At 48.7% G+C, this 20,410-nt stretch carries 12 protein-coding genes; 5 read left to right on the forward strand and 7 right to left on the reverse strand.

Going from position 1 to position 20,410, the window contains the following annotated elements; all coding sequences use genetic code 11:
• The 3 genes from QOL41_RS04925 to QOL41_RS04935 form a co-directional block, all read right to left on the reverse strand.
• Positions 1–1,464, reverse strand: coding sequence for a hypothetical protein (locus QOL41_RS04925; protein WP_283428864.1), 1,464 nt, complete (start codon positions 1,462–1,464; stop codon positions 1–3).
• Positions 1,464–3,290, reverse strand: a complete 1,827-nt coding sequence (locus QOL41_RS04930; protein ID WP_283428865.1) for a hypothetical protein — start codon at positions 3,288–3,290, stop codon at positions 1,464–1,466. The genes QOL41_RS04925 and QOL41_RS04930 overlap by 1 nt, the downstream gene beginning before the upstream one ends.
• 99 nt (positions 3,291–3,389) lie before the next feature.
• Positions 3,390–4,331 (reverse strand): lysylphosphatidylglycerol synthase transmembrane domain-containing protein, encoded by a 942-nt coding sequence (locus tag QOL41_RS04935; protein ID WP_283428866.1) that lies wholly within the window; start codon positions 4,329–4,331, stop codon positions 3,390–3,392.
• A gap of 60 nt (positions 4,332–4,391) precedes the next feature.
• On the opposite strand from QOL41_RS04935, the gene QOL41_RS04940 reads away from it, so the two are divergent.
• The gene (locus QOL41_RS04940; RefSeq protein WP_173653447.1) at positions 4,392–5,015 is read left to right on the forward strand and encodes a class I SAM-dependent methyltransferase; all 624 of its coding nucleotides are present in this window, start codon (positions 4,392–4,394) and stop codon (positions 5,013–5,015) included.
• Between the two features lie 4 nt (positions 5,016–5,019).
• On the opposite strand, the gene QOL41_RS04945 is transcribed toward QOL41_RS04940, so the two are convergent.
• Complete coding sequence (locus QOL41_RS04945) at positions 5,020–6,114, reverse strand: glycosyltransferase family 4 protein (RefSeq protein ID WP_283428867.1); 1,095 nt, start codon at positions 6,112–6,114, stop codon at positions 5,020–5,022.
• Positions 6,115–6,250: 136 nt separating this feature from the next.
• Here QOL41_RS04945 and QOL41_RS04950 point away from each other — a divergent pair, with 136 nt between their 5' ends.
• From QOL41_RS04950 to QOL41_RS04960, 3 genes are all read left to right on the forward strand, one after another.
• A complete protein-coding gene (locus QOL41_RS04950) occupies positions 6,251–7,999 on the forward strand; it encodes a LamG-like jellyroll fold domain-containing protein (RefSeq protein WP_283428868.1) in 1,749 nt (582 codons plus the stop codon).
• A gap of 61 nt (positions 8,000–8,060) precedes the next feature.
• A complete protein-coding gene (gene dnaE, locus QOL41_RS04955) occupies positions 8,061–11,921 on the forward strand; it encodes a DNA polymerase III subunit alpha (RefSeq protein WP_283428869.1) in 3,861 nt (1,286 codons plus the stop codon).
• Positions 11,922–11,927: 6 nt separating this feature from the next.
• Entirely contained in the window at positions 11,928–13,013 is a 1,086-nt protein-coding gene (locus QOL41_RS04960) for a lipid-A-disaccharide synthase (protein ID WP_283428870.1), read from the forward strand.
• Here the strand turns inward: QOL41_RS04960 and mutL are convergent.
• Positions 12,981–14,879: a DNA mismatch repair endonuclease MutL gene (gene mutL, locus QOL41_RS04965; RefSeq protein ID WP_283428871.1), complete on the reverse strand. Its 1,899-nt coding sequence runs from the start codon at positions 14,877–14,879 to the stop codon at positions 12,981–12,983. The two genes, QOL41_RS04960 and mutL, sit on opposite strands and share 33 nt — an antisense overlap.
• A 111-nt stretch (positions 14,880–14,990) precedes the next feature.
• Here mutL and QOL41_RS04970 point away from each other — a divergent pair, with 111 nt between their 5' ends.
• Complete coding sequence (locus QOL41_RS04970) at positions 14,991–16,289, forward strand: hypothetical protein (protein ID WP_173653442.1); 1,299 nt, start codon at positions 14,991–14,993, stop codon at positions 16,287–16,289.
• Between the two features lie 491 nt (positions 16,290–16,780).
• Here the strand turns inward: QOL41_RS04970 and QOL41_RS04975 are convergent, their stop codons facing one another.
• Positions 16,781–19,570 (reverse strand): type IA DNA topoisomerase, encoded by a 2,790-nt coding sequence (locus QOL41_RS04975; RefSeq protein WP_283428872.1) that lies wholly within the window; start codon positions 19,568–19,570, stop codon positions 16,781–16,783.
• The gene (locus tag QOL41_RS04980; protein WP_173653440.1) at positions 19,567–20,103 is read right to left on the reverse strand and encodes a hypothetical protein; all 537 of its coding nucleotides are present in this window, start codon (positions 20,101–20,103) and stop codon (positions 19,567–19,569) included. The genes QOL41_RS04975 and QOL41_RS04980 overlap by 4 nt, the downstream gene beginning before the upstream one ends.
• Positions 20,104–20,410 lie beyond the last annotated feature (307 nt).

A 20,410-nucleotide genomic window follows, 5' to 3' on the forward strand; every position in this document is an offset into this window, starting at 1 on the left:
CTAGAACCTTACAGTAATTCCCAAGTGGGTCGCAAATCCGTTACGGAATGCGACCCCTTTTTCTGTTTGGAGGTCGCCAGATTTTTTCTGGGATTCTTGATCGTCGCTAGAATCATTGGAATTAGAAGAATTTCCCTTGCCAGATTTTCCGCTTCCAGAATTCTCGTTGTCGTCATTTTCGTTGGAATTTTCACCGGGTAGGAATTCTTTATAGCTCGAGAAAACAGGAATCAACTGCGTAATGCTGTAATCTAGGGCTATGGTAATAGGGCCTTCGCGCCGGAGCTCTGCTCCAAGGGAAAGAATGCCGCCGGCACTTTTTAGTTCTCGCCGGTAGATTTCGTTTTTCTTGTTGTAAGTCAGCAATACAAGCGTTTCGATTTGCTTGTCCATGTCGATTGAACCGCTGGCATAGTAGCCGTCAATTGATGCTCGCGGATTGAAGGAATATTGATGGCCGAAGTGCCATTGGTATTCTGCTCCGCCAAAGATTCCCATGGCGTCTAGGTCTGCATCGATTCGAAACATTTTTTGCAAGAAACTGAACGAAAGCGATTTTAAAACCGAGGAGGGGAGAGCTCTGTTGGGGGCGAGAGTTTCAAAGAAACGGTCTTGATTTGCCTCAATCCTTCCGGCGGCATGAACGTAATTCAAGTTCGTTTTCAGATTGTTGTATTTCCATTGCGCCAAGAGCCAATGCAGTTGTGCGTCAAGAGGGACATACATAAAGCGCTTGTAACTAGATTCCTGATGGAAAATTCCATATAGGTAAATGTCGGCGTTGATGTAGTTGTATTCGAGACTTAAACGGCTTTTGCCTAAGTTGGCTTCGTATTCTCCGCGAACCATCATCACATTGATTGAATCTCTGATGTAGTATTCTTTTTCTGGATTTTCGGGCGTTGATTGTAGGAGTGTGCCCGATACCCCAAAGTGATGAACGCCTGGGTTGATTTCGGCGGAAATATTACGGAAAAGCAAGTGGGTTTCCCAATCGACAGAAATTTCGTGAACGATATCGTTTTCGTGTTCTGAAATCCAGCGGATGTTGCCCAATTCTATAGAACCTCGGGCAATGCTTGTGCTTAAGCGGAAAAAATCATTAGACGGATGAATCGCTAGCGTTGACTTTACAAAGGGAAGGCTACTTACATCGACACCGAGAGTTGTGAAATTGAAACGGCTTTCAAAACCGGCGCTTGCAATGTCGAGACTGTTGTAGCCCTTTATATCCCATTTGTCTGTATAGCGACCCTGATAGGTGATATGCCTAAGATCTCCGTAGACCTTCAGGTTTTGAATTTCAACTTGGTCGTTTATGCCACACTGCCTTGCAGAAAACTGTTTATCGCTAGTATGTAGCAAAAAGAGCCCACCGCAGTCGGTGAACCCGGTGTTGCTTAAAGAATGGGCCGCAATGTTTGCGACCCCTAGAATAAACAGAATTTTCTTAAAGGCTTTCACTATTCGTAATATTCGTCGTCCCAGTCTTCATCCCAGTCATCATCGTCGTCTTCGGATTCGGTGGCGATGATATCCCAGAACTTTTCAGCCGTCATGCCGGGGAGCACTCCGCCGAAGGTGATATCCGGGAAGAAAATGTACTTGCCGTAATCACGGACGGTGTACTTTATGAGTCCTTCTCCATCGATGTAGCCGTTTTCAAGAGCCTGGAAAGAAAGAGTCTTGTTGCCCTTTGCGTCGGTGAAGTAGAATGCGTTTGCGGTTACGTACTTGTAGGCACTTGCAAAGAGGTGCGTGCCGTTTTCAACCTTACAAACATTGGAACTGAGCTTGATCGGAGACGGAGTAGTTACGATAGATTCTTCATCGCCGTAATAGCTAGTGGATCCGCCGAATGTAATTGTACAGTTGTCAAACGTCATGCTGAAGCACTTGTAGTCGTATTCGCCGTTGGTGTAATCGATATCCATACATACTTGCCAGTCGTAATCCAGCTGTTCATTCCAGCTGTAGGCGTCACGAACCCAGGCACTGTAGTTTTCGACGTTTCCGACTTTCTTAACCTGCTTCCCGATTTCGCGTTCGATTTCCAATTCTGCGTAGGATTTGTATTCGAGATTTTCGGACCAGAAGTAACCATCAACCGGAGTGAACCATTCCGATGCATCGTTAATGTGGTGGTACGGCAGGTAGTCCTGGAAACCATCTGTGATGTCAAAGAACTTGGCAATGTTGATTTTTATCTTGGATCCGCGCGGGAGCGTGACTTCGATACCAGTACGGAGTCCCTGACGATAGAATTCAAGAGAATCGATTGCCTTCTGGAAATCGGCTACGCTAACGTCGGACATTTCGCCGTCGCCAACAATGTAGGGGTCATTCAGCTGGGTGCTTACACCATTCTTGGATTCTTCGATACCATACTGAAGGCCGAGTTCTACGTAAGAAATGGCGCTATCCAGCAAGTTCGGGATGTTCTTGTAGTTTGCAGTCCAGTTGCTGTAAACGGTAGTCAAGGAACTCTTCGGATCAAGCATTTTCTTGATTTGCTTAAGAGGATCTTCCGGAACATCGCCGAAATCTTCTTTATCGGCTTCATTCATCCAATCGTAGCTTCCATTGTCCGAAATATCAATATTGAGGCTTGCGCCGAAGGTAAGGATTGCCTTAGCAACAAAGAGTGCGCCCAGTGCCGGAGCGAATTCGCCGCGGTCCAGTTCATAAGTGCGATCTTCGTAGGTGTATTTGCAAGTAAAGTCCTTGTTGTTCACCACGCTTCTCATGTAGATAACGGCGGAATCCAAAGAAGGAATGGCCTGTGCCATGGCTGTCTGGGCCACGCTGGTCAAAAGCTTGCCGTCAGTGGTCACAAGAATTTTGTTAAAGTCTTCTACACCCATGTCAACAAGGTCTTTTTTGTTGGAAACGGTATCGATAAAGCCCTTGATTTCTTTGTTGTTCACCAGGTCGGTAACGATACTCAATGCGTAACCCAGCTGGGCTTCGCAGTTGCTGGGGTGTGCGTCAAGAATGGCCTTGAAGGTTGTCTTGGTTTGGGTGCTAAATGCCTGTGCGGTGTGGAAATCGCCTTCGCCCAGGCTTTTCAGAATGTCGGCAATATTGGACTTTGCCGATTCAAGCTGTTGCGTGACTTCTGGATCTGTAGAAACTTCGCAACTAGAAACATCAAAATTGGGGGTCTCCGGAGTTTCTGTCGGGGTAGACGGATTGTTGTCTTCAGAACTGCTGCTCCCACTGTCACCACAACCGGCCAAAAGTGTCATTGCTCCGATGGCACATGCAAATAATTTGTTTGAAAATCCCATAAAGATTTCCTCCTTTCTGTCTTTGTTTTCAAAAAATAACAAAAAAGGGGGCTGATTGCAAACAAAAAAATAAGATTCTTTTTTTAAGGCGATAAAGTGCTATTTCTTTGTGATAATTAGCACAACTGCCCCTTGGGCGGCCTGGAACAGCAGCGGAATATAGCCCAAAAGTCCTGCCGAGAGTACGACCGGGGCGGGAATTCCCAAAATCCCGGTGAAAAGGGCGACTTGAACGCCTTCGCGCACGCCAATGCCGTTTAGAGAAATCGGGAGCATCGAAACAATCGTGGTGATGCTTGTGAATACAACAAGAATGCTGATGTCGATAGATTGCCCGACGGCCTTAAAGTAGGCGTAGGCCATAAACAAGGTCAAAAGTTGTAGCCACAGAGAATCCAAAGAAGACAAAAGAACCTGTTTTTTGTACTGCCTATAAATAGACAGGCTTTTCTGCATTTTAGGAATAAAGGTTAGCTTGTTTAAAATAAAGGCCGGAACGGGAATTTTGTCCGAAAAAAGGCAAAGAACCACAATGACCATGCAAACCAAAAGGGCGATGGTCATGACAAGCGTGTAAGTGAAAGGAATTTCAGCCTTGTTCAAAGCGAAAGGGAGTGCGATAAAAAAGCACAGGAACATAGCCAACAGCCCTTGAATGCGTGCAAGGAATACGGCTGAAATGGATTGGCTAGTCTGGTTGAATTTTTTACCGAAGGCAAGAGACTTTACGGCGTCGCCGCCAAAGCCCGTGGGCAACAGGTTGTTAAAGAAGTAACCCATGGCGGTGTAGGCGTAGTAAGTCTTGAACGGAATTTCAGGCCCTTGTACCGAAAGCCCTTTCCAGCGGTTTGCCTGAATCGCCATAATCAGGGTTGCTGCCACAAGGGTTGCAAGAATCCAGGGCGTCATCCCGAGGCTCCAGTTTTCAGCAACGCTTGCGAGCGGAATCTTGTAAAAGATATAGGCGAAACCGCCCACACTTACAAGAAGCTGGAATATCCGCTTGATAAAGAGCTTTGAAACTGTCTTATCGGTTGCCATCGGTTACAATAATAGTATTTTTGACAAATAAAAAATTATATTTGAGCAAAAGAGGTTTTTATGTACCGGAATAAAGCGCGTTATGATGTGGCCATGTTGGTGCCGAAAGATGTTAAGAGTGTCCTTGAAATTGGCGCCGGTGCCGGATTGAACTATGTGATTTACCCGCAGGATTCTTACAAGGTCGCCATTGAACCCGAAAATCGTACCGATACACATACCATCGACAAAGTCCCAGGTGGATTCAATGAATACCATCATGGATTTTATGAAGAGTACACCGAAGATAAAAAGTTTGATCTCGTGGTCATGTGCGATGTCTTGGAACATGTGAACGATCCGGTAGACCTCATTAACTTCTGCAAAAAGCACCTGAATCCCGAAGGCCACATTCTGGTGTCGCTCCCGAATTTCTGCTGCATCGAGAACCTGCTCAAGATTATTATTACCCGTGACTTCCGCTACTTTAAGCCGGATGAAGGCGAACATGCCCTGGGTGTTCTGGATATCAACCACAAGACTTTCTGGACTAAAAAGAGCTTTGTGCGCTTTGCCAAGGAAAATGGCCTCGAAGTCGAAAAAATTGTGGGCATCCGTAAACAGTTAAAGTTTATGCCGGGCCTTTTGAGCCATTCAAGCTTTATCCCGTTCCAGTACGGGTTCTTGACTAAGCTTAAGAAATAAGTTTTTAAAGAAATAAACTTTCGGCGACTTCTCGGGTTTTTCTGGAACTTTCTTCCCAAGAAAATTTCGAAACCCAAGCGTCTATTTCAGCATCGTACTTTCCCTTGTCGTCAAGGGATTTTTCCAGTGCCTGCGCAATGCTTTCGGGGTCTTTGGGGTCAAAGTATTTGGCAACGGTACCGCCGACTTCGGGGAGTGACGACGTGTTGGAACAGGCGACCGGTGTGCCACAGGCAAAAGCTTCTAGAACAGGGAGCCCAAAGCCCTCGTACAGTGACGGCAGCACGAACAGGTCTGCCAGATTATAGAAGTTCACCAAGTCTTCTTGGCTGACCATGCCGGCATGAATCGTCAAATCTTCAATGCCGAGCTCATGTTCTTGCGTGGCCTTGGTGCGACCATCAAAAGCCTTGCCGACAAAAATGAGCCTGCAATTTTCCTTGCTCTTCATTTGGGCAAACCCCTTGAGAAGTCCGTTTAGATTCTTGTGGGGGAGCAGATTCCCAACATAGAGCAAAATTTTCTTGTCGCGGGGAATGCCGTACTTTTCGTACAGGTAGTCGTATTCTTCGCGCGGCTTGCGGGTGAATTCCTTGCCCACGCCAGAGGGAATGACTGTTATCTTGGATTCGTCGGTCTTGTAAAAGCGCAGTAGGTCTTGCTTGGTGCTTTCAGAAACCACGATAATCTTGTCAGCGCGCTTGCTAATGAACCAGAAAATGAACTTGAAGTACCAATGCACAATTTTCATCGGCAAGAATTCGGGGTAAATCAAGTGCGTGAGATCGTGAATTGTCACGACCATTTTGCCGCGGTAAAACAGCGGGACATTGCAGTGTGGAATATGCAATACATCAGGCTTTTCGCGGTAGAGCGCTCGGTACGGGAATTTCAGCTGTTCCTTGTAACCGTAAATGCTGCTGATGAACGGAATGTGCTTGGGCACGTTCTTGTAGGGCTCAAGGTCCTTGGGGTCGCCAAGGGCAATTGTGTAACCGACGTCTTTGAGCCAGTGTTGAATACAGGTGCCAATACCGGAACGGGCGACCATGCGGGCGTCGATAGCGATTTTTAAATTCTTTTTTTCGGTATGGCTCATACAAAAAGTGCCGTTTTTTGCGAAAAATACATTTTTTTGCAAAAAAGTGCGACCTAGATTACAGCTAAAATAAAAAATTTGCAAAAGGGAACGCCTTTTGTTATATTATTCTTACTTGCATGCAAAGGAGAATGAAATGAGCAAATCTATGGTGAAATGGCTCTCGGTTTCTTTGGTGGCCATGGGCTCTTTCTTTTGGGGATGTTCCGAATCGGATCCGGCTCCGGATAAGATCATCTCTAACGATGATTCGGTGTTTCTGAAAAATGATGCCAAGAATATGTGGGCGCGAATCGATGAACTCGGAATTGCGGGCTATTTCGATTCTCTTTCTCAAAATGGTGGGGCCGTAGTCGATGTGTCGGCTAAGATTAATGGTCGTTGCCCGTCGCCTGCTTTGGCTATGGACGAAAACACCCGTTACCTCGACGAACTGGAATCGCTGTTTGACGAAGGCGAACAGGTCGAAGGTGTTTGCGGCTATGGTCTTAAGTTGCAAGATGGTCAGGTGGCCCCCTTGGGCGTAAACCTGATCGATTCGATGAAGGCCGGTACCGTTGAATTCTGGTTCCGCCCGAATGCTGATTTTTATGATGCTCCGCGAACCCTTATCGGTAACGATGGAGCCCGTGTTCATTTCTTCTACAAGAATGGCGAACTTTACTTCCAGAAAAACCACCACAACCAGCACTACTATGTCAAAGGTTCCGCCAAGCTTAAAGATGATGACTGGAACCTGATTGCAGGCCAGTGGGGTGACGGCTACATGAGTGTGTGGCTTAACGGCAAGATAGTTGCCCATATGGAACATGACAAGGGCTATGCTCCGGCCACGCGCGGTATTCCGTTCGAAAACTTGGTCGTAATCGGTTACAAGTCCGATTGCTGCATGGAAGGCCCCGGTCAGTATAGCGCAATGACTACTTCGGGTTCTTTCGACCAGTTCCGCATTTCCAATATTCCGCGTTACAAGATGACGGATGTTGCTGATACGACTTTCCCTGACACCACAAAGATTGACAAAGTAGGTGATACGGTTATTGTCGATACGATGCCCCTGCCTTTGGATGTGTCGTTGTGGTCTCTGCTGGCCGCTCAGGGGACTCGCTACTTTGAGAAGGCAACGGTTCCGGTTGCTTCTGCTGCGGTTCAAAAGTGTGCAGCCCCTGCTCTTGTAATGGATGATTCCACCCTTTACCTGGATGAGTTGGAAACGGTTTACCGTGAAGGCGAATTGGTCAATGGCGTTTGCGGCAAGGCTCTTTCTTTAAAGGCCGGTGAAGTCGCTCCGACGGGCATCAATCTGATTGATGCGATGCCTGCAGGAACTGTTGAATTCTGGTTCCGCCCGAATGATGATTTCTTTGATGCTCCTGCTCGTACGCTCCTCGGTAACGATGGAGCCCGTGTTCACTTCTTCTACAAGGATGGTGTACTTTACTTCCAGAAGAACCATCATAATGAGCATTACTTTGTGAAGGCAACCGTGGAACTGCAGAAGGACTGGAATTTGATTGCCGGCCAGTGGGGAGACGGTTCTATGAGCCTCTGGCTGAATGGGCAACAGGTCGCCGTCATGGAACATAGCGAAGGTTACGAAGCCGCCAATCGAGATATTCCGTACGAGAATTTGTTTGTGATTGGCTACAAGTCGGCCTGCTGCATGGAAGGCCCCGGTCAGGAAGAGCCGATGATGACTTCGGGTGCATACGACCAGCTGAGAATTTCGAATGTGGTTCGTTATGTTGACGAAAGCGAACCCTTGGTTCTTGTTCCACAGGATTCCGTCACATTCGATACGGCATTTATTGGACAAACAGATACCTTGATAGTGATTGATTCATTGTATCCGCTACCGATTGTGGATACGACCTCTCGTCAGTAATTGAAATCAATAATTGGTTTGAAGAATCCCGGTTCCACCGGGATTTTTTTAAATTGCAGGTATGGCTTTTGTTCACCTGCAAGTTCATTCTGAATTTTCTGTTTTACAATCTTCTGCTCGTCTAGATGGCATTTTGGCTGCTGCAGCCGAAGAAAACGCTCCTGCAGTCGCACTTACCGACCATGGTGCCATGTTCGGTATTCTTGAAATTCAGACCCGCGGAAAAGACATGAACAAGGCCCGCAAAGAAAAGGGGCTGCCGCCGGTAAAGACGATTTACGGCTGCCATATTTATGTGGACACGCCGAGTGCTAATCAGAAAGATCCGATTACATTTGAGCGATTGACGCTTTTGGTCGAAAATGAAGCCGGTTATTACAATTTGCTCCGCATTGTGAGTTACCGCTACGAAGACGGTGACCGCTGGGCAGAAATTCCATCGGTACCGCTGTCGGTTATCGAAGAGCATAAAGAAGGCGTTATCGCCATTGCGGGCGATTTCTTTAGCAAGTACGGTCAGAGTGTTGCGGCTGGGCGCAATAGCGTTGCCCGCGAATACATGGAAGCCCTCGACAAGATTTTTGACCACGACCATCTGTATATTTCGGTGTGCGACAACGGGGTGCCTCAGCAGAAACTGCTGAACGATTATAACGTTCAGTTGGCTGGAGAATTGGGCCGCGAAATTGTGGCGGTGGCAGACGTTCATTACATTAAGGCCGAAGATGCCGAAGCGCATAAGGTCTTGCGTTGCATTTCGCTTAAAGAAACGCTGAACGGCTTTGATGACAAACGCTTCCCGACGGACAAGTTCTATTTCCGCAGCGAAGCCGAAATGGTGGAACTGTTCGGGCATATTCCGGGCGCCATCGAAAATACGGTGAAGATTGCGGAACGCTGTAATTATACGGTCAAGACCGGTATCGGTGATGAATTCTGGCCTAGGTTCAAGATTCCCGATGAATTCTTGAGTTCCGACGAATATCAGAATATCAAGGCCATCATGAAGGCGGAATACGACGCGGAATATCCGGTCGTACGCGAACGTGAACTCAAGGGCGTTATCAAGGACAAAAAGAAAAAGGTGACGGCAAGCTATTGCGCAGACAAGGGTATTGCCGAAGACGCCCTGACCGACGAAGACAAGGCTGAAATTGAACGCCTGTCGCAGCCGGAATTTTTTGACGAAGACGACAATAAGGCTTGGGACAAGAGTGTGCGCCGTTGGTGTAAACCGGGTGGCGATGCCGATATTTATATTACGCACCTTTGTAATCAGCGTCTCAAGTGGCGATTCCCGAAAGAAGACTTTAAGTTCCCTGCCCACGAAACCGATGTGGGCAAGCGCATGTACAAAGAAATCAACTGTATCCGCAACATGAACGTGGCGGGCTACCTGTTGATTGTGTGGGACTTCATTAACTGGTCCCGTGAACATGGGATTCCCGTGGGCCCGGGCCGTGGTTCTGCTGCTGGTTCTCTGGTCACTTACATTATCGGTATTACCGACATTGACCCGCTCACCTTCGATCTCCTTTTTGAACGATTCCTGAACCCCGAACGCGTGTCCATGCCGGATATCGATACCGACTTTGCGGACCGTGACCGCGGTCGCGTGATTCAGTACGTGACGGACAAGTACGGCAAGGAATGCGTGGGCCAGATTATTACCTACGGTATGCTCAAGTCCAAAGCGGTGATTACCGACGTGGCTCGCGTCTTGGGACTTCCGCCTGCCGAAGCAAAGCAGATTACCAAGCTGTTCCCGCAGCGTACCTTGAACTTTAGCCTAAAGCAGGCTTGGACGGGTAAAGACAAGAAGGGCAACAACCTGGAAGACGGTTACAGCCCCGAACCCCTGCAGGCGATGATCGGTAGCCGCGCCAGTTACCAGAACCTGTGGGATATCGCTAAAAAGCTCGAAGATTTGCCGCGCCAGACGGGGGTGCATGCTTGCGGCGTGGTGATTACGCCGACCCCGATTTATAACCTTGCGCCTTTGTACCGTGCCGCCCCCGAAGATACGCCGGTGGTCATGTACGACAAGCACTACGCCGAAGACATCGGACTTTTGAAGATGGACTTCCTTGGCCTTATCAACTTGTCGATCATTCAAGACACGGTGAACATGGTCAAGAAGAATCGTTCGATTGAACTTGACATGGGCCATATTCCTTTGGATGACAAGGAAACGTTTGACTTGCTCGGCAAGGGTATGACCACGACGGTGTTCCAGTTCGAATCTCCGGGTATGCAAAAGTACCTGCGCGAACTGAAGCCTACTCGAATCTTTGACTTGATCGCTATGAACGCCCTGTATCGTCCGGGCCCGATTGATCAGATTCCGCACTTTATTGCCCGTAAGAACGGTCAAGAAGAAATTGACTGCTACCACCCTGACTTGGAACAGGTGCTGGGTGAAACCTATGGCGTGATTGTGTACCAGGAACAGGTGATGAAACTGGCCCAGATTCTGGGCGGTTACACGCTGGGTGGTGCTGACAATATCCGCCGTATCATGGCCAAAAAGATGCCCGAAAAGATGGCGAAACTCGAACCGGAGTTTTTCCAGAAATGTTTGGACAAGGGCTACGACAAGGACATGATTCAAAAGGTGTGGAATGCGGTGCTTCCGTTCTGCGGATACGCATTCAACAAGAGTCATGCTGCTGCTTACGCTTACGTGGCTTACCAGACGGCATACCTGAAGGCGCATTACGGCCCTGAATACATGGCCGCTTCCATGACGTCTAAAATGGGTAAGACCGAAGATATCGTGACGATTATTTTGGAATGCAAACGCCTCGATATCGAAGTGGTGTCGCCCAACATTAATGCCTCTATGGGAGAATTCGTGGCCAATACGGAAGGCCAGATTCTGTTTGGCTTGGCGGGCATTCGTAACGTGGGTATCGCAGTCGTCGAAGACATTATTGCTGAAAGAGAACGTCGCGGCAAGTTCAAGGATATTTTTGATTTCTGCAAGCGCGTGACTGAATACCAGGGCGAACAGAAAGAAAAACGCCCACCCATGAACAAGCGCCTTATCGAAAGTTTGATTATGGCCGGCGCCCTTGACGAATTCCCGGGAAACCGCGCCGTACTTATGGCAACTGTGGACCGCGCCATGGAAGTGGCCGCCCGCAGTCAAGAAGACAAAGACCGCGGACAGATGTCGCTCTTTGACATGGGCGGCGGTGCACCTTCTATGGATAGCTCTGCCGAAGTCCTTGAAGAAGCAGAAGAATGGTCTGCCATGGAAATGCTCAACAAGGAGCGCGACGTGGTGGGCATGTTCTTGTCGGGCCACCCGCTCGATGAATTCCGTCCGGAACTGCAGGGCTTTACCTCGTGTTCCTTAGATGAAGAAGAACTGACAAAGCACGAAGGCGGAACCGTGATTGTGGGCGGTGTGGTGACCAAGCTCCGCTCGATTGAAACTAAGCGCGGCGATACCATTGGCGCAGGCTCTATTCAGGATTTCCATGGTGACTTGGAAATGTTCTTCAAGAAGGACTTGTGGGAAAAGTTCCGCGACACGGTTGCACTTGATGACCGCGTACTTGTAAAGGGCGTGCTTGAACACCAACGTATGGGCGACGGTGTCCAGATTGTCGTTGAAGAAGTGATTCAGCTGGATCGCGTTCGTTCGGATATGGTGAGCCATATTCACATGGTATTCTATTCATCGATGGTCGACGACAATTTCACCGACAAGTTGATGACGGCCATGGAAAAGTACGAACCCTTTGAAGGGGAACGCGGCTGTGAATTGGTTTGCCATGTTGAAACGGAATCGGGAAATGTACACGTGTTGACCTTGAAAAATAAGAAGGTCGTTTATACTCCCGAATTGCTGCAGTATTTGCGTAAAGAATTAGGCGTGTTGAAGGTCTGGGTATCTAACCGTGCCAAGCGGTAAAAGAATATGGCGTGCGAGCCGTACATTCTGATTTGCGCAGGCGAAGATTCCGGGGACTCCATTGGCGCTCCCTTAGTCAAGACACTTGTTTCTCAAAAGTTTGCCGTGAAAGGCTCGGGCGGTCGCCGCATGCAGGCGGCGGGAATGCTGCCTTTGATTGATTTCGAAACTTTGCCGGTCTCTGGCTTTGGCGATGTATTGCCCAAGTACTTGAAACTGCGCCAGAGTTTTAATGCCCTAAAGACGGCGCTTGAATCGCCGGAATGTCTCGGGCTGATTGCTGTCGATTATCCTGGCTTTAACATGAAGCTTGTGGCGCGGGCAGGGGAGCTTCACAAGCCTGCTCTGTATGTGGCGCCTCCGCAAGTTTGGGCCTGGAAACGCAAGCGCGCAAAAGTTCTTGCTCAAAATCCGTATGTCAAGCTTGCTGTGTTCTTTGATTTTGAAGAATCGGTGTACCGCGAAGCCGGCTGTAATGTGGTTCGCGTCAAGCATCCGTTTGCCGAAATCAAAAATGCAGATTGTTGCGGCGAGAATTTTCGCAACGAAAATCATGACGGAGCAGCAAAGCTGATTCTCCTTCTTCCCGGGAGCCGTAAGTCGCAGGCTCTGCGCAACTTGCCGATTTATCTGAAAGCGGTGCAGAATGCTGAGAATGTGGTTGTGGTGGCTGCACGTCAAGAACTGGTGGACGCCTTTAAGAAGTTTAACGTCCCAGTGATTGTGGCTCCCCAAAGTGTGGCTGAGCGAATGGCTCTGTATCAAAGCGCGGAATATGCTTTGACCGCCCCCGGAACATCGACCTTGGAACTTGCTTTGTCGGGGGCTTCTTTTGCGGTTTGCACCAAGCCAGACATGTTGACTTATTGTCTAGGATGCTTGTTTATTAAGACAAAATTTTTCGCACTGCCGAACATTATTCTGGATCGTCTTGTGTTCTCAGAACACATCGTCCCCCCGTGGTCCGGGGAAAAAACTTGGTCATTTGCCAAGGGTGAAAGAGAAAATGTCGCGAAAGAGCTTTCAGAAAAGCTCGCTGTCGGTCAAACGCTTGAATCGTTAGCGCTTGAATTTCTTGGCCAGTTCGTCTAGCGTGAATCGCAGTAATGTCGGGTGTCCGTAGGGCGATTTGAGCGGTTCCTCGGTCAGCATCAACTGATTGACAAGGGCTGCCATTTCTTCGGGCTTAAGCTTGTCGCCGGCTTGGTAGGCGTTCGTGTTTGCCCATGCTTTAGCGATGGTGTCTTGCACCTTGACCATGTCGCCTTCGCCCTTGCCTTCGTCGCCGATGCTGTCCAAAAAGTCCTTGACCGCCTTGATGGCGCGTGAAAGCGGAAGTGCGCTCGGAATGGCACGAATCTGATAGGTCTCACCGCCAAAGTGTTCGATATAAAAGCCTAAACGCTTGAACTGGTCTTCGACGCTCTTTAATGCTTCGACTTCAAGTTTGGAAAGGTCCAGAAGTTCTGGGAACAGAAGTTCCTGGCTGTCGAGGGCAGCTCCGTTCCTCAAAGTATCCAGCGCTTGCTCGTAAAGTACGCGAGAATGGGCTGCATGCTGGTCAATTACCAAGAGACCGTTGGAATCGTCGCCGGCAATGTAGGTGTTTGCAATCTGGAAGAATGTCGGCGGGGTCCACTGTACGGCGGGTTCCGCGACCTCATTCACCTTGCCTTCGAGCGAAATTACCTTGCCTGCTTCGGGCGTGCTGAACAGGTCTTGGACCAAATCGTTCTGCGGAGCGCTCTTGCGCGGCTTTTCGAAGGCGAAACTTGCTGTCGGGAAATTCGACATTTCGGGAATGCCGCCCACGGTTTCGCTCGTTGCAAAAGTCGGCTTGGCTGCGCTGACTGAGGGCTTTGCAATCGGTTCTTCGAATCCGTAAGGAACCTTGGGCCCGTTGTCCTGTAAATCGTTTTGGCTTGTGCCTGCTATTTCTTCGCTCAAGTCGATAAGCGGAGAATTGGCTTCCATGTCCTTGGTGAATGTGTCGCGAATGGCGTGGGCTACCACCAGGAATACCAAATTCTGGTTGGCAAAACGGACTTCTCGCTTGGCGGGGTGCACGTTTACGTCGAATTCCATGTCAGGCATGTCCAAGAACAAGACCGAAACGGGCTTGCACTGGGCGCCGTAAGGCTCGTATGCCTGTTGCACCGCCTTGCTAATCATCTTGCTTTCAATGGGGCGGTTGCGGATGAACAGGAACTGGTGGTTGCGCTTGCCGTTTGTTTCGGTAGTGGGGGATACAAAACCCCAAACATGGACTCCAGCTTCGGTGTAGTCGACCGGCAAAAGAACTTTGGCAATTTTGGAGCCGATTGCTTCAGCAATTCGGTTGCGAAGTTCGCCCGGAACGCCGGTAAACACGGTTTTATCGCCGACTTTGTAATCAAAGCGAATTTCGGGGTGCGCAATGGCCGTTTTTAGAACAACATCGAAAATTCGGGTGCTTTCGGCCGTTTCGCTGCTCAAGAAGTTCCGGCGAACGGGGGTGTTGTAGAACAGATTTTCGACTAAAAAGGTGGTTCCTCGGCTAGCCTGAACATCCTGTTTTTGAACAACATTTCCGCCTTCCAGGATGATTCGGCCGGAATCGCCGTCGTCGGTGGCGCTTGTAATCGTTAATTTGGATACAGCGGCGATCGATGCGACTGCTTCGCCTCTAAAACCGTTTGTCTGTAAATGGAATAAGTCGTCTGCATTAAAGAGCTTCGATGTTGTATGACGCAGGTAGCACAGGTCCAAATCGGCTTCGTTCATGCCTTTTCCGTTGTCTGTGACCTGGATCTTTTTCTTGCCACCTTCTTCGATAGAAACTTGTATACGGGTGGCTCCTGCATCGATTGCATTTTCAATCAGCTCTTTTACGGCCGATGCGGGGCGCTCAATCACCTCGCCAGCAGCAATTTTATTGATGATTTCATCCGATAAAACGTGAATTTCAGCCGATTTCATGCCCCAAATATAGCCTTTTGGGGTTGTTATTCGTATATTTTTGCTAAATTAAATGTCCAAAAAGGCTGAGTGGCGTTTTAAAGAAATACCATTCAATAGAGTGAGGTAAAAGTGCTTTCAAATCTCTTTCTTCAGTTGACTCACATTGAGTTGCTCATCTCTTATCCAGTCAAGGATATTCTGACTCTAATTAAGCGTGATCCGCGCTTTACGGTCAAGGTCCTTAATGATATTTACTTTGAGGATTCGTTTGTAGATGAAGGCATTCACCGCTTGATCATGAATAACGTGGTGAACTGGCTCTATGAAAGGGGCGAAAATCCGGACGAATTTGTGCAGAAGATCATTCAGCGCTGCGCATCTTTCGAAGCCGTCCCTGCACGTAGCGTGCTTCGCTCTTACCTCCCGTATGTTTCTCAGTTCTATGCGACTGAAGACGTCCGTCAGCTCTGCCTCGATATTATCCCGAAGCGCTATCCGTTGCTCACGAACTCGAAGTTCCTCCGTCGTGAACTGGTGGATGGCTTCCGCAAAGAATACTTCACCTACCGTTTCGATTCTCCGGGCATGCTGATTACGAACCCCATGCGCTGGTTCAACGGCTTGGTGCAGTTGGGTCCCATTTTCTTGAACACGCCTCAGTACGAATTGATCGAATACAAGGCAAGCCAGACCTCGTTTGTTGAAGCACTTGAAAACAGAGTCCCGGCTGAAGTTCGTGATGATGGTTGTGTCTATGTGAACGGTCGCCAGGTCGGTAAGTACATGACCTTTGGTGATTGCCTTGCCGAATATGGCCTTGAATGGGAATTTGAAGCCGAAAAGAAGATGGCTTGCATTCGCGCTACCGAAGACGTTATCGACGAAAAGGTGGGTGCAGTCCTGATTCATAAGGGTTGCTATTACGGCGCACCGGCTAGCGTGGTCTACTTTGATTACAAGGCCAACGTGGTCGCACCGGAACCGTTCAACAAGCTCATGAGCGCAGTCGTTAAGCAGGAATTCGATTCTTGGGAACCCATCCAGAAGGCTCAGGAACAGCTCCTTGAAGCAATGAACGACTCCGTAACAATCATCTACTACAAGAGCGATGATTCTATCTCGGTGAACAACAAACACTTGATGCGCAACGTGCCTGCTCGTATTCTCCGCAACTTGCTGCGTGAATACAGCGCCACTGGTCGTGAAGAATTTGAAAACCGTGAATTCAAGCGTGACCCGTCCATTTGCATGGACCCGCTGCGTCCGAATTTCGAAAGCCGTTTGAACCGCGTGATTGCTCATATCAACGGTTCTGACGATCCGGAACATCCGTCTGAAGGCGTTAAGAAGTTCTTCGAAATTGAACGTCACCGCCGCGGTGGTTTCCGTTTTGTTCCGAAGTGCAAGATCATTTTCCGCGAAGAGTAAACGCTAGTTTACCAAGTTCGAAAATGTAATCGAAACGGTTTTAGAAAATAAGAAATTTGGTAGTTCCTACGGGCAAATAAATGGGTATATTTGGTATCGTGAACGGTAGAAGGGTAAATCCTGAAACGACACTATCATTGCTCCCCTCCTGATAGGTTCAAGGTTCCACATACCGATTCATATTTTCTCCTTCTTAGGAAAGGCTCCTCGTTAGAGGGGCCTTTCTTTCATTTGGTTCTATAGAACCAAATGAAAGCTAACTCTTCGGCTCGGTCATGTACAAGCCTTTGGCTTGTCCGCGACTCTCGCCTTACGAGTTAGTCTTTTTCAAGAATCTAAAAAGGGACGGCTTGCGAACAAGTTTTTTTATAGCGGCTCGGAAATGGCAATGCAAGCATTGCCGCTTCGCTCGCCTTGGGAACCGGTCTTTATTACAAGAAAAACAGTTCGGTCTGCGAACATGTCTTTTCAAGTTAACTCTTTGGCTCGGTCTATTTTTGAGAGATGACTTCGACGGTTAATTTGTTGAAGGCGAGTTTGCCGCCGTCGCGGATTTCGAGTGCCGCGCGGAAGGTTGTGTCGTTTTTCTTGAACGGTTCAAGAACTGGTGTGAATTTGTTCTTGAGTAAGCCTTCGACTTCTTCGTCGGTGAATTTGCGCTGGTAGAATACTTGCGGAATGCCAAAGCCACATTGCGGGTTCATGCACACGTAAGCGGCGTGTGTAGCTTCGTTTGCGCCTTGGCCCGATGTACCGCTGCGGAAACGCAATTGATCGCCACAAACGGGGCAGGGGAGGTTCCTGCGCATGAATTCAAAAACGGTGCGGCCCTTGTCGGCGCCTTCGCCCCATTTGAGGCGGGCGGCAAAATCAGACCCCTTCTTGCTCTTGAAATCTTGAATCAGCGGCGTTTCGCCGTTAGTAAAGAGTTCGCCTATTTCGGTGGTGGTAAGCGTGTGGCCCGCAACGGTTTTGAATAGCGTGAATTTGCAATCGACGCCATCGGTTGCATTGGTGCAGAATAAGGCGTTCTTGTTTTCTTCGAGAGTGGCGCCGCAAAGCGGACACTTGTATTCTGTTTTCTGTCCGTGGAATTTGCCGTCGCTTTCGAATTCAAACTGAATATTGAAATCTTTATCGACTGAAAGCTTTGCTGAAAATTCAGTGCCTTTCTTGCTCTTGAAACCTGAAACAGGTCCGACAGTTTCGCCGGCAAGTAATTTCTTGATTTCGGCGTGAGCAAGCATCTTGCCTGCCACTGTGTGCCCGAATCGGAATCCACATTCGGTCTTGGGGCACACGTAGCCCCAGGGGGCTACATCGAGCGCGCTCCCGCATTTCGGGCATGGAATGCTTTCGGTTACGGTTTCGCGCTCGAACTGGCAGCCGTATCGCGCATGCAAATCGGTGAACAGCTGCTTCACGTATTCAACGATTCCGTCGCGGAATTCAGCGGGTGCAAGCACGCCTTTTTCGACCTGAGAAAGTTTGTATTCCCATTCGCCTGTCATTTCGGGCGACTTGACTTTTTCATCCATCAAGGCGATGACTTCGCGCCCGCGGGCGGTACTCACTAAGTAATTCTTTTGCGCTTCAATGAAGCCGCGTTTCTTGAGTGTTTCGATAATGCCTGCCTGCGTTGCCGGCGTACCCAAGCCGCGGTCTTTCATAGCTTCGGCAAGTTCTTCGTTTTCGATTTGCTTACCGGCCGTCTTCATGGCGGCAAGGAGCGTTGCCTCGGTATAGTATTTAGGCTTGCTCTTCTTTTTCTTTTGCAATTCGACGCTATCGAAGGGCGCGCTGTCGCCGGCGTTCCATTCGGGGAATGCTTCGACCAAATTCGTGATATCGTCGCTGTCGCCTTTGCCTTCGGCGTCCTTGGATTCGGCGTCGCCTTTTTTGCCCTTCGCTTTTTTCTTGTCGTCTTTCGTCTCTTTGACGAGTGCGCGGAAACCGAGATCTTCGTTGCGCTTGAGCTTCAAACGGAATAATTCTCTCGTCTCTCGTCTCTCGTCTTTCGCCTCAAGAATCACCTCCATTTCGTCCCACACGTACGGCTTTAGCCACGCCTGCACAAAGCGTTCCTTGGCCAGGTCGTAAATCTTCTGCTCCATTTCGGGCAAATCGTTTGGAGCTTCGCCGGTGGGGATAATGGCAAAGTGGTCAGTCACCTTGCTTGAATTGATGAAGACAAAATTTTCATCGAAGGAACGGAAAATCTTTTGCTGCTCGGGGGTCGCCAATTTTTGCGCGAGGGCGAATGCCTCTTGCTTCATGGTGTCGGGCAGGTACTGCGAATCGGTACGCGGGTATGTCAGCAGTTTCTTTTCGTACAGATTCTGGGCGCAATCTAGAACTTGCTGGGCGCTGTATTTAAAACGCTTGTTGCCCTCTTTCTGCAATTCGGTCAGGTCGAATGGTTTTTGCGGAAACTGCTTTTTCTGCTGGTTATCGATTTTAGCTATAGTCGCTTCGGCAGGAGGAACACAACGCGCTACAACCGAATTCGCTTCCGATTCTTTTTCAAAGACGGCTACTTTAAGGTTCGCTTCGCCCTTGGCGTCTTCTTCGCGCTTGACAAATTGGGCCTGGAACCCTTTCCATGTGCCCACGACGCTGTAGTAAAAGAGTTCCTTGAATTGCTCCACGATGGTGTCGCGTTCTACAATCAAATTGAGTGTAGGCGTTTGCACACGGCCCACTGAAATCATCTTGCCGCGCCCTGCCGTAAGCGTGTAGGCGCGTGTCGCGTTCAGACCTACCATCCAGTCGGCTCGCTGTCTTAAACGGGCTGCATAACTCAAATTCACGCGTTGGGTGGCATCTTCCAGGTTCTTCCAGGCTTTGTCCAAGTCCTTGGCTACATAGCTGTTCACCCACAGGCGCTTAATGGTTTTTTGCTTAAAAGAGGGCGTGTAGTCGAGCACTAGGTCAAAAATCAAGTTACCTTCGCGGCCGGCATCCGCGCCGTTCACCAGCACGTCAGCCTGCTCCATCATCTGTCGCACCACATTCAGCTGTTTCTTGGTGCTCTCGATTTCCATGAGCTTGAACTTTTCAGGGAGCAGGGGCAAATTCGAAAGCCGCCAGCCGCCTTCGAATCCGGGGTAGGCGTCTAACGGTGCAAGGGTAATCAGGTGACCTACGCACCAGGTAATGCAGTGGTTCTTACCAATCAGGCATCCGTCGCCTTGGGTGAATTTTTCCCCTTCCAACCGCTCCAACATAGGGCGGTAGTGTTGGTTTGCAACAGACGGTTTTTCGGCGACAAGCAGGATCACGTTTCAACGTCCAAAAGTGATTTTTCCCAAGATTCCTTGGCGCTACGCAATTTTTTGAGGGATTCGTCATCGGCGCCGCTGCTGTCTCGTAGGTCCATGAGATCGCGATATCCTTGGGCAAGTTGCTTTGCTTTGGGGTAATCCTGAACTAGAGCCTCTAGTTCGTTTAGAATGGCTTTATCCGAATAAAGCCTGGCAATCCCTTCGAGCGAATGCAAAATAAAGTCCTCGTGCCGATTTTCTTGCTTGGCGAGTTTGGCTTCTTCGAATTCCAGGGGCAAAATTTGGTCCACCCATTCGGATTCGGCGGTAAAAAGCTCGTTGTCTTCGACCAGGGCGTCTTTACGTTTGCTCAGTTCTTGCTGTTTCTTGATGAAAGGCCTGTAAGATTCAATGTCGAGATTTAAACCCTGTTTTTGAATGAAATCCTTCAGGTTTTGCAAATTTGTCTCGGTTGGGTTGTTCAAAAGGCATTCTTTGAGCACGGCAAGCTGGTCTTTGGGCGGGAGTTTCTTGAAAGATTCGCCTTTCATGCTCACGTCCTTGATTTTTAACCAAAAAATTCGCGCAAAAATGAGCGCCATTGCTATCGTAAAAAGGGTAGAAATACTCATTATGGGCCATTATTTAGAAAAATGTAAGGAACTGTTCCGGCCGCAAGTTAAAAATAAGTGTTTTATGGCACGAAGTTTCAGCAAACGGTTTTTTTAAACGAATTTTCACAATAAAAAGTTAATAAAAGTCAAAAAAAAGGTGTATATTTAAGATGGAATATTCTAAACCTATAATTATGGGTAAGGCGATTGGATTATTATGAAATTGAATACTGTTAAGCGATTG

Origin of the sequence: Fibrobacter sp. UWB10, assembly GCF_900182935.1 — a bacterium.
Lineage (GTDB): Bacteria > Fibrobacterota > Fibrobacteria > Fibrobacterales > Fibrobacteraceae > Fibrobacter > Fibrobacter succinogenes_O.

Bases quoted from the DNA above. Each gene is read 5' to 3' on its own strand.
- QOL41_RS04940 (WP_173653447.1), top strand. From the start codon at position 4,392: ATGTACCGGAATAAAGCGCGTTATGATGTGGCCATGTTGGTGCCGAAA.
- QOL41_RS04930 (WP_283428865.1), bottom strand. From the start codon at position 3,290: ATGGGATTTTCAAACAAATTATTTGCATGTGCCATCGGAGCAATGACA.
- QOL41_RS04960 (WP_283428870.1), top strand. From the start codon at position 11,928: ATGGCGTGCGAGCCGTACATTCTGATTTGCGCAGGCGAAGATTCCGGG.
- QOL41_RS04950 (WP_283428868.1), top strand. From the start codon at position 6,251: ATGAGCAAATCTATGGTGAAATGGCTCTCGGTTTCTTTGGTGGCCATG.
- QOL41_RS04935 (WP_283428866.1), bottom strand. From the start codon at position 4,331: ATGGCAACCGATAAGACAGTTTCAAAGCTCTTTATCAAGCGGATATTC.
- dnaE (WP_283428869.1), top strand. From the start codon at position 8,061: ATGGCTTTTGTTCACCTGCAAGTTCATTCTGAATTTTCTGTTTTACAA.
- QOL41_RS04980 (WP_173653440.1), bottom strand. From the start codon at position 20,103: ATGAAAGGCGAATCTTTCAAGAAACTCCCGCCCAAAGACCAGCTTGCC.
- QOL41_RS04945 (WP_283428867.1), bottom strand. From the start codon at position 6,114: ATGAGCCATACCGAAAAAAAGAATTTAAAAATCGCTATCGACGCCCGC.
- mutL (WP_283428871.1), bottom strand. From the start codon at position 14,879: ATGAAATCGGCTGAAATTCACGTTTTATCGGATGAAATCATCAATAAA.